Source organism: Cellulophaga sp. L1A9, from assembly GCF_009797025.1.
Lineage (GTDB): Bacteria > Bacteroidota > Bacteroidia > Flavobacteriales > Flavobacteriaceae > Cellulophaga.
The window spans coordinates 4,850,035-4,865,830 of record NZ_CP047027.1; the positions used below are offsets into that span (position 1 = coordinate 4,850,035).

The 15,796-nt window shown below is 35.0% G+C and carries 15 protein-coding genes; 5 read left to right on the forward strand and 10 right to left on the reverse strand.

Going from position 1 to position 15,796, the window contains the following annotated elements:
• From GQR94_RS21385 to GQR94_RS21395, 3 genes are read right to left on the reverse strand one after another with little or no spacing between them, the layout of a single operon-like run.
• Positions 1–639, reverse strand: coding sequence for a toxin-antitoxin system YwqK family antitoxin (locus GQR94_RS21385; protein ID WP_158979049.1), 639 nt, complete (start codon positions 637–639; stop codon positions 1–3).
• A 19-nt stretch (positions 640–658) separates the two neighbouring features.
• Positions 659–1,465, reverse strand: coding sequence for a YHYH protein (locus GQR94_RS21390; protein WP_158979051.1), 807 nt, complete (start codon positions 1,463–1,465; stop codon positions 659–661).
• Positions 1,466–1,496: 31 nt separating this feature from the next.
• Complete coding sequence (locus tag GQR94_RS21395; protein WP_158979053.1) at positions 1,497–1,772, reverse strand: EF-hand domain-containing protein; 276 nt, start codon at positions 1,770–1,772, stop codon at positions 1,497–1,499.
• A gap of 189 nt (positions 1,773–1,961) precedes the next feature.
• On the opposite strand from GQR94_RS21395, the gene GQR94_RS21400 reads away from it, so the two are divergent.
• A complete protein-coding gene (locus tag GQR94_RS21400) occupies positions 1,962–2,993 on the forward strand; it encodes a sensor histidine kinase (RefSeq protein ID WP_158979055.1) in 1,032 nt (343 codons plus the stop codon).
• A complete protein-coding gene (locus GQR94_RS21405) occupies positions 2,993–3,676 on the forward strand; it encodes a LytTR family DNA-binding domain-containing protein (RefSeq protein ID WP_158979057.1) in 684 nt (227 codons plus the stop codon). Before GQR94_RS21400 ends, GQR94_RS21405 begins: the two co-directional genes overlap by 1 nt.
• Positions 3,677–3,768: 92 nt before the next feature.
• On the opposite strand, the gene GQR94_RS21410 is transcribed toward GQR94_RS21405, so the two are convergent.
• From GQR94_RS21410 to GQR94_RS21420, 3 genes are all read right to left on the reverse strand, one after another.
• The gene (locus GQR94_RS21410) at positions 3,769–5,322 is read right to left on the reverse strand and encodes a DEAD/DEAH box helicase (protein ID WP_158979058.1); all 1,554 of its coding nucleotides are present in this window, start codon (positions 5,320–5,322) and stop codon (positions 3,769–3,771) included.
• Between the two features lie 123 nt (positions 5,323–5,445).
• Entirely contained in the window at positions 5,446–6,441 is a 996-nt protein-coding gene (gene lpxD / locus GQR94_RS21415) for a UDP-3-O-(3-hydroxymyristoyl)glucosamine N-acyltransferase (protein ID WP_158979060.1), read from the reverse strand.
• A gap of 45 nt (positions 6,442–6,486) precedes the next feature.
• The gene (locus GQR94_RS21420) at positions 6,487–7,836 is read right to left on the reverse strand and encodes a DEAD/DEAH box helicase (RefSeq protein ID WP_158979063.1); all 1,350 of its coding nucleotides are present in this window, start codon (positions 7,834–7,836) and stop codon (positions 6,487–6,489) included.
• A 95-nt stretch (positions 7,837–7,931) separates the two neighbouring features.
• On the opposite strand from GQR94_RS21420, the gene rlmF reads away from it, so the two are divergent.
• Both rlmF and recQ read left to right on the forward strand, forming a co-directional pair.
• Entirely contained in the window at positions 7,932–8,783 is an 852-nt protein-coding gene (rlmF, locus tag GQR94_RS21425) for a 23S rRNA (adenine(1618)-N(6))-methyltransferase RlmF (protein WP_158979065.1), read from the forward strand.
• Between the two features lie 63 nt (positions 8,784–8,846).
• Positions 8,847–10,955 carry a DNA helicase RecQ gene (gene recQ, locus GQR94_RS21430; RefSeq protein WP_158979067.1) on the forward strand — a complete coding sequence of 703 codons (2,109 nt, stop codon included), beginning with the start codon at positions 8,847–8,849 and terminating at the stop codon, positions 10,953–10,955.
• A gap of 51 nt (positions 10,956–11,006) precedes the next feature.
• On the opposite strand, the gene GQR94_RS21435 is transcribed toward recQ, so the two are convergent.
• Positions 11,007–11,450 carry a cold-shock protein gene (locus GQR94_RS21435; protein WP_013552797.1) on the reverse strand — a complete coding sequence of 148 codons (444 nt, stop codon included), beginning with the start codon at positions 11,448–11,450 and terminating at the stop codon, positions 11,007–11,009.
• 415 nt (positions 11,451–11,865) lie between these two features.
• Between GQR94_RS21435 and GQR94_RS22545 the strand changes: the two genes are divergently transcribed.
• On the forward strand, positions 11,866–12,012 hold the full coding sequence (locus GQR94_RS22545; RefSeq protein ID WP_199271507.1) for a hypothetical protein: 147 nt from the start codon (positions 11,866–11,868) through the stop codon (positions 12,010–12,012).
• Between the two features lie 5 nt (positions 12,013–12,017).
• On the opposite strand, the gene GQR94_RS21440 is transcribed toward GQR94_RS22545, so the two are convergent.
• From GQR94_RS21440 to GQR94_RS21450, 3 genes are read right to left on the reverse strand one after another with little or no spacing between them, the layout of a single operon-like run.
• Positions 12,018–12,611 (reverse strand): NTP transferase domain-containing protein, encoded by a 594-nt coding sequence (locus tag GQR94_RS21440; RefSeq protein WP_158979069.1) that lies wholly within the window; start codon positions 12,609–12,611, stop codon positions 12,018–12,020.
• The gene (locus GQR94_RS21445) at positions 12,611–13,621 is read right to left on the reverse strand and encodes an XdhC family protein (protein ID WP_158979071.1); all 1,011 of its coding nucleotides are present in this window, start codon (positions 13,619–13,621) and stop codon (positions 12,611–12,613) included. Before GQR94_RS21445 ends, GQR94_RS21440 begins: the two co-directional genes overlap by 1 nt.
• A gap of 4 nt (positions 13,622–13,625) precedes the next feature.
• Positions 13,626–15,785, reverse strand: coding sequence for a xanthine dehydrogenase family protein molybdopterin-binding subunit (locus GQR94_RS21450; RefSeq protein ID WP_158979073.1), 2,160 nt, complete (start codon positions 15,783–15,785; stop codon positions 13,626–13,628).
• Positions 15,786–15,796: the final 11 nt, after the last annotated feature.

Here is a 15,796-nt window from a genome sequence, read left to right on the forward strand (position 1 = left end):
TTATTTTTTTATAGAATCAGTTTTGATAACAACTTCATCTTCTAATTGATAACATAAATTTGCACGTTTTAATCCAAATACACGACCATTTTTAGCTTCATAATTAACATATAAGGTACCATTTTTTAACCAAGCCTGTTGCATGCCATTTTCTTTCCCTTGTTCTAACCTGCGTAATTTAGACAATTGTCCGTTTTCATGCCATTGCTTTTGAACACCTTGCAAAAATCCATTTTCATAGATAGATTCTTCTGCCAAGACACCATTCTCCCACCATGTTTTGTAGGAGCCTACTAACTTATTATGCTCATAATGAGACTGCCACCGCAATATGGCATTTTCAGACCATCTTTTCGCTACTCCTTCTCTTTTGCCGTTAATAAATCCAAGTTTTTCTCGTATGGTTCCATTGGAATAATATTTAACTGCATACCCATTAAATGGTTTTTGATCATAAGACCAAACCCCTTTTAATGGATCTAGAATCAATTCGGTTTTTAACACCACCAAACTATCAACCACCTTGGGCGGTTCAACTTCATTCATACTGCTATCTACAGTACTTGCTATATTCTTCGAAGGTCTTTCCGAACATTGAACTAGAAATAAAAGAAGGAGTAGTAAAAAAAATGATTTCATAATACTTAAATTATTTAATTTAATACCCTTGATAAGGACCTGCAAAAGCTAAATAAGAACCTGTAGTAGAATATACTTCATTAATAATATGATAATGGTATTCTTCTGCTCCATCTGTATATTGCGTTGTAGCAGTATGCCCTCCAGAACTATCTAAATCCGAAGGATAGTCACCTGTAGCATCACATTTTCTGCCATAAAGAAAAACCCCATCTAAAAGTATACCAGCTAATTCAGAATCATCATTTGTAAACGCTTTTGGTTCTAAATGATAATGATATACTCCTGGTCCTATGTGTGCCCCCGTCCAATCTAAACTGCGTGCTGCTTGATCTAAATCTCCAGCACCTTCTTGATCGTTAAAAATTGAAGCACCACTTACTGCAATACCTATTGTATTTAATTGTGTTTCTACAGTACTACCTGTTAAATCAGGAGTAGCGTCTACGGTTATTGTTGTTGCATTGTTATTAGAATAAATCGTAGTACCCTCGCCTCCATTTTCTGTTCCCGTTACAGATACATCTGGCTCATCTCTATAAAGTTCATCACCTTCTCCCCAATACACAGTTTCGTGATCTGGCAACCCTGTAGTTTCTATAACCACATTTGCCCCATCTAAATAAATGGTAGTTGCATCGGTATTAAATGCAGCATATGCCGCATGCAATTCTGTCACCGTTTCATCTTCTATATCTTCTACATCTTCAGAAACAGTATCATCTGAACTTTCACTATCACTACTACAAGCTGTAAAAGCAAATAATAAGCTTAAGACTCCTGCTGCTACAGGTACATATTTAAATCCTAATTTCTTTTTCCTCATGGTATTGTTTTAAAAATAGTACTATTTGGGTTTAGTTGCGTTTAGGGCGTTCTGGTTTAGGAGCATTTTTCATTTCTTCCTCTGTTATGAAACCATCTTCATCGGTATCTACGGCATCAAAATTGTCTTTAAGAGGTCCTTCTATTTCATCTTTAGAAAGTTTACCATCTTCATTCTTATCCATTTTTTCAAGAAGTTCTGAAAAAGTTGGTGGCTTTTTTCCTTTTTCTTTCTCTTGTGCGTTGCCACAAGAAAACATTAATAAGAAAACTCCCAATACACCTAATTGAATTACTTTATTTTTCATGTTTTAATTTTTTTTTGTATTAATTCTATTTCAAATTTCAGAAAAAGAAGTGAACGATATTTTACGAATCAATAAACAACGCATATTAATCAGTTAATTGCTTCTCCTAATCAGTAAATGAATATTTATAGAAAGTATACGCCCCCAAAATGCGTAATGGTCTAATTTTATTTTACTTTTATTTGCGGTATGAAAGCAACAAAAAGATTTATATTTCAATCCTTATTATGGATTATTATCTGGTTAGTACTATGGATTACCCAAAGTTTTGACTTTGGTTTTTTAAGGGAAAACTTACTTTCTCTTCTCTTTCAGATACTACTATTAGCGGGCCTTATATTTTTTGCAGCTCCTAAATTATTATTCCAAAAGAAATATTTATTATTCTTAATTATCGGACTTACAGCAATAGTTTTAGGGAGCTATATAAGTGCTAATATTTTTTCAATGCCACCACCGCGAATGCCACCAAGGATGCCTGGCGTAGAAAATATAATAGATCGAGCACCTGGAGGTGGCGTCCCTTCAAAATTTTTAATCCACTTTTTACTTTTAGCTGTTTCTGCAGTCTTAGGCACCTTTTTAGAAACGCTTTTTTATGCCCAAAAGAAAGAAGAAGAAACTATAAAAAATAATAACGAGCGATTGGCAACAGAGCTTAAATTATTAAAATCTCAGATTAATCCACATTTTTTATTTAATACCTTGAATAATATTTACGCGTTATCTGCGATTAGTGCTACAAAAACTCAAGAATCTATTAGTTATTTGGCCAATATGTTGCGCTATGTTCTTTATGATTGCGAACAAGCTTTTGTACCTTTAACCAAAGAAATCTCTTATATAGAAAATTACATTAAGCTATTTACAACCAAAAGCAGTAAAAAATATCCAATTACGACTACATATGAAATAGAAGCTAAAGGAGTTTTAATTGCCCCAATGCTCGTGATTCCATTTGTAGAAAATGCATTCAAACACAGTAATATTGAAAAAGTTGAAGGTACTTTTCTGCATATAAAAGTGATCAGTAAAGCCGATGAAATTTATTTTGAAGTTGAAAATAGCAAATCTGAATTTGTAGAAAACAAAGATAAAGTCGGAGGAATTGGCTTAGATAATGTCAAGAAAAGATTAGCTATTTTGTACCCTAATAAGCATGAATTAATAATTGAAAATCTTCCTGAGAGTTTCAAAGTAAGTTTAAAACTAAATTTATAATGAGTAAAATTAAATGTCTAGTCATAGATGATGAAGAATTAGCAAGAGCTTTAATTATAAAGTACATTTCAGATACGCCCAATTTAGAACTGATGGGAGAGTATGAAAATGCTCTAGAAGCCTTGCCTTTAATTAAGAATTCTGCTATAGATCTAATTTTTTTAGACATTCAAATGCCTGCTATAAATGGGACCGATTTTGCTAAAATTATTGGTGCTGACACCAATATTATTTTTACAACAGCTTATACCGAATACGCTTTAGAAGGCTATGAACTAAACGTGGTCGATTATTTATTAAAGCCCATTACATTTAATCGTTTTTTAACTGCCGTTAACAAAGTTAAAAGTAAAGCTGAACCCGCTGAAAGCATTGAGGATAGTATTACCGTGAAATCTGGCTATGATCTTCATAAAATTAAATATGCAGATATACTATACATAAAAAGCGATAGTGAGTATGTAACTTTTTACACTGCGCATAAAAAAATAATGAGTTTACAGTCCTTAAAATCACTGCTAAAACAAATTCCAGCTTCACTATTTATGCGTGTTCACCGATCTTATATCGTGAATAAAACAAAAGTAACTTCTTTAAAAGGGAGAGACCTCTATATTACCGATACTTTAATCCCTATCAGTGATAGTTATTATGATCAGGTAAAATTAGAATTATTCCAATAAGGAGCACATTAAGAATTTGACAGATATGATGCTAAAACAAAAAAGCAGTAGTTATTAATATAACTACTGCTTTTTTAATGTTTAAGTATTTTTTATTCTTCTGGCGGAAATCCATTTATCTCTTCAAAAACTTCATCAAAATTCTGACGTAAATAAGAGTTTAATTTTAATTTATAATCATCTTTCAACCATTTTAAAAAGTTGAAAGTACTTCTACTGATACATTTTGCATAACTCTGTATTCTGTAATCAATGTCTTCATCTAGCAATTTCGCTAAACCTAAGGCATCATAAACATCTTCGCTATTTTCTATACAAATTCTACCGTGTTGTTCTATAGAACGCTCTAGAACTACTTTAGAAGATTCTCCTTTGTAGGTTGCATCCGTGTAGACTTCTTTAATATCAAAATAAACCTCTTCAGACTTGGCAAATTGCACACGAATTTCTTCGGGCATTTCATGTCTAAAGTTACTTTCTATATCCTCATCATTCTGAAGACGCTCCATGTAAAAGTTAGGAGACTTAAAAATCATTTGCCAATCTAAATCTGCTCCCCAAGGACCAAATCTATGGTAGTTATTTCCTAAATCAATCACTTTAAAAGCCGATTTATTATTTAGGATACGTGAACCACGACCAATCATTTGATAGTAAAGCGTCAAAGACTTAGTTGCTCTGTTAAGAATAATAGTGTCTATCGTAGGTTCATCAAAACCTGTGGTTAAAATACTTACAGATGATAGAATAGCATCTGGTGTTTCTTTAAACCATTTTAATATTTGCTTACGCTGTTTTTTTGTTGCGGTATTGTCTAAATGCATTACCGGTAAACCAGCTGCTTTAAACGTATAATAAATTTGAATAGAGGTATTAATACCGTTATTAAATATTAATGCTTTTTTACCTTTAGAATGTTTTAAATAAGCTTGCAATGTTTTATCCAACATTGCAGGACTCGTATACAGATCTTCAGATGATTTAACGGTATAATCACCGTTTGATCCTACCTCAAGAGAGGTTAACCCCATATCATACTGAAAAACTTCAGCACGTGCTAAAAATTCATTTTCAATTAAAGAATGAATAGACTCCCCTGTAATCAGTTCATCATAATTATCTTTCATTGGGAGTTCCTTACTAGAACTCAACGGTGTTGCCGTTACCCCAAGAACAAAAGCGTTCTCAAAAAACTTAAATAGTTTAGTAAAAGAATTGTAATGCGCTTCATCAATAATAACCAAACCGATATCAGATATATCTAGTTTCCCATCATTTAAACGATTGTTCAAGGTCTCCACCATTGCAACGAAGCAAATATATTGCTCTTGATCGTCTAAATTAGCCTTACTGTTTACCACTTTATTTGGCACCCCAAAATTAGTAAGCATCGTTGATGTTTGGTTACACAGCTCTACACGGTGTGTCATCACTAAAACTTTCTTCTTATGGTTTTTCAAATATTGCCGTACCATTTCGGAGAAAATAACGGTTTTTCCCCCTCCTGTTGGCAGTTGATACAGTAGGTGATAATTATCTGCTGCAGTATCGAACTTTTCAAAAATTTTATTAATCGCTCCTTGTTGGTAGCTATAAAGTTCTTTATCTGATTTTTTTTCTTGCAAGCCTGTTGCTATCTCCGTCATAAATATCCTTTTCTAGGGGGAGTACAAAATTAAAGCCTTTAAGAGGGCTATACAAATTATTGCTAAAAAACAATTGAGTTTTTTGTTTAAAAGTGAACTTAAGTAGATGAATGATTTATAAACCTATGCGCCTTTACCTAATTTACGCAAAGCCACCCACTGTTTAAGCATATCTCTAGAATCACATGCAGGATATCCTAAAACCGTTTTTCCTGCTGCTACATCGCCCATAACGCCAGAACCAGCTCCTACTGTTACACCAGAATGTAAAGTAGTATGATCTTTAATTGATGCACTACCTCCTATAATAACACCATCTCCTAAAGTTACAGAGCCTGCCAATCCACTATGGCCTGCCATAATACAAGAACGTCCTAATACAGAATTATGTCCTATTTGTACGAGATTGTCTATTTTGGTACCGTCTCCAATTATTGTAGAACTAAATTTACCTCGGTCTACACAAGAGTTTGCACCTATTTCAACGCCATTACCTATCACCACATTTCCTATTTGAGGAATTTTCACCAAACCTCTACCGTCCGGACTTGGTCTAAATCCAAAACCGTCAGATCCTATACTCACATTGCTATGAAAGATACATTGATGGCCAATTACTGTTCGTTCCCTAATAACCGTTCCTGACCAGATGGTACACCCCGTCCCTATCGTGCTATCATCCATCACCGTAACGTTGGGATATATTGTGGTACCATCACCAATGGTCACATTTTTTCCAATATAACAATTGGCGCCTAGATGTACATTTGCACCTAAGGTTGCAGAAATATGTACTACGGCATTCGGATGAATTTCTTCATCCAATTGAGGCATTCCTGGGTTAAAAAATTCTAGAATTTGAGCCATTGCCAAATCGGCACACTTCACTTTAATTAGCGCCCTATTGTCTCCAGGTTCTAGCGCTATTTTCTCATCGATAACCGCTACAGATGCTTTGGAAGAAGACCAAAGCTTTGCATATTTACGATTTCCAATAAAACTAATATTATGAATTGTTGCTTTTTCTAATTGCTCTGGAGCATTAATTTCGTTAGAGGTATTTCCTAAAACAACTCCGTTTATAACAGCATTAATTTCTGCTATTGTGTATGATATCATTAAGTAGAATAAGATTCGTTGGGACTAAATATAGGCATTATTCCCCTATTTCTTCTTATTTCTCTTATTATAATTCTTATCCCCTCTCGTTTGAGGCTTCTTATATTTTTGCGCTATAATCCTTTGGTAAGATCCTCCTTGATTTTCTTTCTTATTCTTTTCTTTCTTTTCGTGAAAACTTCCTTGAGAATCTAAGGTATTTTGATTTGGGTTATCTGCTTCAATAATTCTTGGGCGTTCTTCTGCAATCAGTTCTTCTGAGATCTCAACGTTTTCAGGAATTGCCAACAATGGAATCTCATAATCCATAAGGGCTTCAATAGCCTCCTTTAAAGGCGCTTCCTTTTCTGTATAAAACAAAACGGAATTTCCTTGGTGTTCCGCCCTACCCGATCTACCAATTCTATGCATGTAGTTTTCAGGATAGTTCGGTGTATCAAAATTAATGACATGGGTTATTTTATCTAAATCTAAACCACGAGCCATTACATCTGTGGTTACAAGAATACGGTTTTTACCTTCGTCAAACTGACGAATAGAACGCATTCTGTAATTCTGAGTCTTATTGGAATGAATGACACAGGATTCATTACCAAAAGCAACTTCCATCTGTTCAAAGACTTTATCTGCAAAACGTTTATTACTCACAAAAACCAATACTTTCTGATAGGTATCCTTATCTTTTAGTAAGCGAATAAGTAAATTAATTTTCGTATAAAAATTAGGCACAGCATAACAAACTTGCTTAATGTTATCTAGCGGAGTACCACTTACTGCAATAGAAACTTTTTCTGGAGCTGTAAAAAAATCATCAATTAGAGCATCTACATCATCAGTCATAGTTGCAGAAAACATAATATTCTGCCTTCTTGCTGGCAATAAATCAAAAAGGTTAATCAGCTGAAAACGGAAGCCTAAATCAAGCATCACATCAACTTCATCAATAACCAATTTTTTCACTTCTTTTAATTTAACCGCTTTAGAGAGTGCTAAATCATACAACCTACCTGGTGTTGCTACCAAAATATCTGTTCCTTGAGCGCACTGTTGTTTTTGGGTATTAATATTGGTGCCGCCGTAAACTCCTAAAACACGAATATTTATATATTTAGCAAAACTTTCTATATTCTCTACAACTTGCAGTACTAATTCTCGCGTAGGCACCAAAATTAATACTCTTGGATGTACCTGCTTAGAAAATGTTATTTCTTGCAATATTGGCAACATATACGCCATGGTTTTCCCCGTACCTGTTTGTGCAATTCCAACAATATCTTTGCCTGACATAACTACAGAAAAAGCCGCTTCTTGAATAGGCGTTGGAGCTGAAAATTTTAAATCTTCAATCGCGTAATTTAGTTGTTTTTTTAAGTTGAAATCTTCAAAAGAACTCATGGTAAAAAGTAGTTTATTTTTGCAAAGGTATGGTATTCTTCTTTGCCATTGTATAGCAACTTAACATACCTATCTTTGCAAGATAAAAATATAATTTGCATCCAAAAAATTTACACCGCGCTCCTTACGATTTTCAAGCATTAAAAAACAGCCATAACCCACTTGGCGAATTTGTTATTTTAAATAAGTACAACACAGAAAGTATTGATTTTTCCAACCCAAAAGCGGTAATAGAACTTAACAAAGCGTTATTAAAACATCATTATAGCATAGACTCATGGACACTTCCAGAAGGTTATTTATGCCCGCCAATACCAGGAAGAGCAGATTATATTCACCATATTTCTGATCTAATTGCTTCCAAAAAAAACAAAGCTCCTATAAAAGGTTTAGATGTTGGCACAGGTGCCAATTGTATTTACCCAATACTCGGTACACAAATTTATGGATGGAAAATGGTGGGTAGCGATATTGACTCCGTTGCTGTTGCATCTGCTTTAAAAAATTCTGAACAACTCAAAGACAGTATCGAAATTAGAAAACAAGCGGCTAATGCTGATATTTTTAACGGAATTATTAAAGAGGGAGAATATTTTGATTTTGTCCTTTGCAATCCGCCCTTTCATGCTTCAGAGAAAGAAGCCATTTCTGGTACCCGTAGAAAATTAAAAAACTTAAAATCCGATTCTGCTTTTAAACAAAATTTTGGAGGACAAGCCAATGAACTTTGGTGCAATGGCGGAGAAGCTCTTTTTATTAAAAGAATGATTAAGCAAAGTGTATCCTTTAAAAATCAAGTAGGTTGGTTTACATGCTTAGTTTCTAAAAGTGAAAATCTACCAAAAATATACAAGCAATTAAGTAAAGCCAAAGCCAGTTACCAAACCATTGAAATGGAACAAGGAAACAAGAAAAGTAGGTTTATCGCTTGGCAATTTATAGTCTAAATTTCAATTCTTTATTTTATCAATCTTATAAATCACGTAGTTTTACAAAATAGATTTTATTTTATGTCACTCACCCAATACAAAGAACAACTACACCCTACCTTAAAAAAATATTTCGGTTACGATAGTTTCCGACCGCAACAAGAAACTATAATTTCTGCAGTTTTAGAACAAAAAGATGCCTTGGTAATTATGCCTACAGGGGGCGGAAAATCAATTTGTTTTCAATTACCGTCTTTAATTTTCCCTAAAACTACTTTGGTGGTCTCTCCTTTAATCGCATTGATGAAAGACCAAGTAGATGGTTGTAACGCCAATGGTATTGCCGCTGCTTACTTTAATAGCAGCCAGTCAAGCGAGGAACAACAGGCGATTATTACAAAGATTACAAAATCTGAATTACGTCTAATTTATGTAGCTCCTGAAAGCATGCCTGCCTTAGACAATATATTGAATGAGACCTATATTAGCTGTATTGCGATTGATGAAGCGCATTGTATCTCCTCATGGGGTCATGATTTTAGGCCTTCTTATCAGCAATTAGGTTTTCTAAAGAAAAAGATGCCGAACACGCCAATTATAGCATTAACTGCAACGGCCGACAAAGCAACGCGACAAGATATTGTAACACAATTAAACATCACAAAAGCAGAACAATTTATTACTTCTTTTGATAGAAAAAATATAAGTCTTACCGTAAGACCTGCCGATGGAAGGGTAGAACAGATTCTAAATTTTATTGATAAAAGACCTAAGTCTTCAGGAATTATTTACTGTTTGAGTAGAAAAACTACAGAACAGTTGGTCAGTAAATTAAAAGCAAAAGGATTAAAAGCAGATGCTTACCATGCCGGACTTAGTTTTGATGAGCGTACAAAAGTGCAAGAAAACTTTATTTTCGACAAGACTAAAATTGTATGTGCTACTGTTGCTTTTGGTATGGGGATAGACAAGTCTAATGTGCGCTGGGTGATTCACTATAACATGCCAAAGAATATTGAAGGATATTACCAAGAAATTGGTCGTGGCGGACGTGATGGGCTAGCCGCTAGTGCTCTTCTTTTCCATAGTTATGCTGATGTAATACAATTGAGACGTTTCACAGAAGGTGCCTCTAACCAAGAAGTACAGATTGCCAAGCTTGAACGCATGAAGCAATTTTCGGAGGCCACTACCTGCCGCCGAAAAATACTATTGAGTTATTTTGGAGAACTACTGGCTGAAAATTGTGGCAATTGTGATGTTTGTAAAAGTCCACCACAAGTTTTTGATGGAACTGTTATTGCCCAAAAAATACTATCTACAATTGCCAGAGTAAAGGAATCCGAAGCTACAGGTGTCATCATAGATGTCTTGCGCGGTGCTAAAAATGCTGCCATTATCGAAAAAGGACTAGAAAGCATAAAAACCTTCGGAATTGGACATGATATTTCATGGAAAGATTGGCAACACTATATCATCCAATTAATTAATCAAGGGTATGCTGAAATTGCATTTCAAAATCACAATGCCTTACAACTAACCGCTTTTTCTAAAAATGTACTTTTTAAAGCTGCTAAGGTTTCATTAACCAAGCCTATAGAAGCCATTGAGAAAATTGGAAATCCGAAAGAAAAATCTACTAAAAAGAAGAAAACAGGAGATTTATTTGAACGTTTACGTGTATTGCGACATAAGATTGCTTTAGACGAAGACATTCCTGCATATCTAATTTTTAGCGATGCTACATTACAAGCCATAGAACAATCTAGACCGCTGACTGATGATGAATTCTTAGAAATAAGTGGTGTCGGTCAACGTAAATTAGAGGTTTATGGAGATTTGTTCATCAATGAAATCATCGCTTTTAACAAAGAGAAGAAAGATAAAAAAACAGATACCCATAAAGTAACATACGAACTGTACCAACAAGGCCTAAGCATTGATGAAATTTCTGAGAAACGAAATTTAAAATCGACTACCGTTTATTCACATATTGCCAAATTATATGGAGATGGTAAACCTATTAACATATATGACTTTGTAACAAAGAGTGAAGTTGAAGCTGTAAAAAAAGCTAAAATAGTCCTAGAGAAACCTGCAGCGTTAAAACCTTATTTTGATCATTTTGAAGAACAACTAGACTATTTCAAAATCCGATTGGCGCTGGCTGTACTTGACAAAGAGAAATAAAAAAAGGGTGTTCAAATGAACACCCTTTTTACTATAAAATTCGTATTCGAATTAAACTTTCTTAACTCTTACAGCATTCATTCCTTTCATGCCTCTTTCTAGTTCAAATTGAACCATGTTATTTTCTTTGATCTCTTCAAGACAACCTTGAACATGTACAAAGAATTTTTCTTGAGTTTCTGTATCTTTTATAAATCCGTATCCTTTAGAGTCGTTAAAAAATTCTACACGACCTTTACGTACTGGATCTATTACTTCGTCACTTTCTTCCTTCTTAGGTATGCCTAGAACAATACTCTCAGCGTCTACTTTAACTTTTTTTGATGGATCCGGAGGCGTATCTACTAAATGTCCGTTCTCATCTACGTAAACAAACATACTATCTTGGTCACCGCTTGCTTTACGTTGTTCTTTTTTCTTAGCCTTTTCTTCTCGTTTTTTTAAACGCTTCTTCTCTCGTTCTTTTTTACCAAAGGTTTCTTGTGCTCTCGCCATTAAAATTATAAATTTAAATTAATATAAGACGTGCTTGTGATAAGCCGTCGTGAAGTTATTGAAATTCAAAATGAACGATTGGTAAATATGATTTGCCTAATAATCTATAAAGAAGTTGCAACAACGCGCAGATAATGAGCTCTATAATAACTCTCAATGCTTCTGCAAAGATAGGTAGTTTTTTTGATATAAAAAATGGAAAATGAAAAGTACATAAAATAATTTAAAATAGTACCCTTTTAACGCAACACAATGCGTATATCTTTTTTTGTATTGTTAAATTTAGGTGAAGAGATTCTTAAATAAATAACAATACGTCGATTCAAAGTTATATTTTAACTAATTTTGCCATATCGAACGCAACAATTTAAGAATGTGTCCGTTAGCAAAAAGTAATTTAAAAAATTTTCAGGTTATGACGTACTTATCTCCAGAAATTGAAGCATTAGCAAAAAGAAAAGTAACACCTTCTTTAATAAAGAAAGAAAACTCTTGTGGAATTTTTCAAGATTATGGTAAGGAAATTTCCACCAGCGGTATAGAGAAGGATCCTAAGGAATAAAAGGCTCAGTCCTTTTTATTTCGTAGGGCTTGATAATCTTCCCAGGTATCGATATCAACACTTTTCGTTGAACCCTCTATACCCAGTGTTTTTTTATCATTTAAAATCTTTTGTGCGCCATAATCTTGGTCAAAGGTCATGAGTATTTCAAAATATTTTTTTGCAATTACCGCAGGCACTCCTTTTTTTGTGCCATACGCTGTAGCCACCAAATCATAATCCGTATGCTCAAAGCTGGTCATTAAGTGATTATAAAAATCGGCATCCATTAAGGGTTGATCTGCCAAACCAATTAGTACCGCTTCATAGTCCTGTGACAAACTATTTATATAGATCACTCCTTTGGCTATAGAACTTCCTAAACCTAAATGCCATTCGTCATTCTTTATAACAGCTACCCCTTCTAAATTTGTAGTTGCAAGAATGGTGTCATAATTAGCTCCCAACACCACAAAAACTTCAGACGCATTACTCTCTTTAGCGTTCTTAACAGCATGTTCTAAAAATGTGGTATTCTTGAAAGGCAATAATTGTTTTATATGATCTTTCATCCTTGTAGATGCTCCTGCAGCTAATAGTAGTAGTGCTATTTTCTGCATCAACTAAAATATTGATGTTCCTTATCTCTTAGAGCTATTGGATTTTCATTCCTAACTACCGCCATAATTTCTGCTAAGATTGACAGCGCTATTTCTTGAGGTGTGATTGATCCTATGTTAAGGCCGGCTGGACCATGAATCACATTCATAAATGCTTCCGAAATGTTGCTATTTGCATCTATGACCGCATTTAAGAGCTTTTCCCGACGATCCATTGGACCCAAAATGCCAATATATATAGGAGAACTATATTGTAAGGCTTGTAAAAATAACAAATCCTTAGCATAGCTATGATTCATTAAAACAATTGCGGTTTGGGAGTCTATTCCCGTTACTTGAAAACTCTCAGGAGTACTTACTCTAAAATCTGAAATACCAGGAAAGTCCGAAATTGATTTCCCTTCTGAAGGATGTGTTACGACAACAACCTCCCACCCCATTAAACTCCCCATAGTAGCTAAAACCACAGCATCATGTTCTGATCCAATGACAAGTAATTTAAAACAAGGCTTCATGCGCTCTTCCAAAGTTTCAATATCCGCATTTAAAGGATACTTAGCATCAACAGGGTACGTATTCTTTTGAAATTGTACTGATGTTCCTAAACCCTTTTCTGCTATCAACTCTTTTTTATAAAAGGAAGTAATTCTAAAACTAACTCTATCCCTGATCGCTTTATTAAAGGCTGCAATAAACAGATCCGATAAACTAAAGGGCTCTAACAAAATATATAGAACACCTTCACAACCTAATCGATAGCGACCATCATACGTCATCACTTTAGGCGTTTCTGTTTTAAAAACGGACTGCGATTGCACCAAAATTTCTTTTTCTACGCAGCCGCCACTTACAGCACCAATCATAGTACCATTATCCAAGAGTAGCATTCGAACACCTGGCTTTCTATAAGAAGAACCATCTAATGCCACAACAGTCGCTAAAACGGTTTTTTTACCTTGTGTGTTCGCGGTTTGATAAGCAGCAACTATCGTTTTAAATTCATGCGTCATACCACTACCCTACTATTTCTTTTTCTGAAACTTGCAACAATTCAGGATAATTAGAAAATGGCTGTTTTAAGAATCTATTGCCTGTGGCTGCCTTTAACGCATTTGCTAATGCAGCACCCGCTGGTGGTAATGTTGGCTCTCCTAAACCCGTTGGTGACAAATCATTCTCTATAAAATAAGCTTCTACTTTTGGTACTTCATTCATTCGTATCAATCTGTAGGTATCAAAATTTTGCGCACTAGGGGTACCGTTTTGAAAAGTAAAATCTCCGTACATAGCATGACCAATACCATCTATTACCCCGCCTTCTACCTGATTCATTGCTCCTAGCGGATTAACGACTATACCGCAATCTACAATACACGTTACTTTTTTCACTACGGGCATCCCTTTTACAATGATAACATCTGCAACTTCCGCCACATGGGTGTTATGACAATAGTAAGCTGCGAAACCTTGGTATACCCCCTCTTTATTTTGCCCCCATCCTGACTTCTCTACAGCCATTTTTATAACCGCCTGCATACGTTCTGGAGCATATTGAATACGTTTATCCGTAGTTCCCTTTACTTTTTCCAGTAAATCTAATCGGAATTGTATTTTATCTTTATTCATGACTTCCGCCAATTCATCGAAAAAACTTTGTTCAGCGAAAGCTAAAAAATTGGTATACGGAGCACGCCATGCACCTGTGGTGATATTGCTATAATACGTTGCAACATCTACTTGGTAATTTTCAATAGCACCTGCAGGGAAGAAATTAGGAATTAATCCATACATATTAGAATTTACAGCAGCTTCTTTTAGCTGATACCCTGTAATCTCACCGTCTTTAATAGATGCTTTTATTCTGTATTTAATGGCTGGTCTGTAAATACCATCTGTCATATCATCTTCTCTAGAAAAGACGACTTTCACAGGTTTTTTAGTTAAATCAGCTATTTCTGCAGCTTCCATTGCAAAATCTCCGTACAACCTTCTACCAAAACCACCTCCCATTCTGGTCATTTCTAAATGCACATCTTCAAAAGGTCTTCCTAGTTTTTCTGCAATGCCCTTTGCTGTTCCTTCTGGAGTTTGTATTGGACCAACCAAATGAATTTTTTCTGGGGTTACATGTGCATAAAAATTCATGGGCTCCAAACAATTATGTGGCAAAAAAGGAGATTCATAGGTGCGCTCTAAAACAGTATCTGCCTGAGCAAATGCTTTCTTTACATCCCCATCTTTTCGCAATGTTTCAAATTCGGTACCATCTAAAAGATCCAGTAAAGCCTTATCGTGATCTTGCGTATTTTCTAAAGTTCCATCAATTTCCCATTCTGCCTCAATGGCATTTTTACCCTTCATCGCCACCCAAGTATTCTGCGCTAACACAGCTATTTTATTTCCAAATTGGTGGACACTTATAACACCATCTATTTTCTTTGTTTGCTCATCTGAGAATGCCTTTAACTTAAGTCCAAATGCAGGAGGTCTCATTACAGCGGCATAAACCATACCTTCTGCCTTGTAATCTAATCCAAATAAAGGTTTTCCTGTAATAATTTTATCGATGTCAACATTCTTAGCATCGGTCCCAATTATCGTAAAGTTCTCTACGTCTTTTAAACTTACGTTTTCTGGAACTTCTAAGGCAGCAGCTTCTTTTACTACCGCTCCATACCCAAGAGTTTCTCCTTTGCTGTTACTAATTACTCCTTCTTTAGTGGTACATTCCTCTGGATCTACACCCCATTTTGCTGCCGCAGCATTAATCAACATTTGCCTAGCTGTAGCTCCTGTCTGACGCAAAGGTTCCCATCCAAAACGAATAGATTGACTCCCCCCTGCAACTTGCCTCGTATAATTATTGGTATCTAAAATACCTTGTGCTACGACTACATTTTTCCAAGCGACATCTAGCTCCTCTGCGATGAGCATTGGCATCGCTGTTTTTACCCCTTGTCCTATTTCTGGATTAGGAGAAAAAATAGTAACCATTCCATTATCTGCAATTTTTATAAAAGCATTGAAATCGTTAAAATTTAGGTTGGCAATATCTATTGGAAGTTCTACAGCATCTTTACATGCTGTAAATAGGTTAAAACCTATTAATAAACCACCGCTGGCTAAAGATGAAGTTCGTATAAAAGCCCTTCTGTTGAATGATATAGATGACATGGATATTGGTT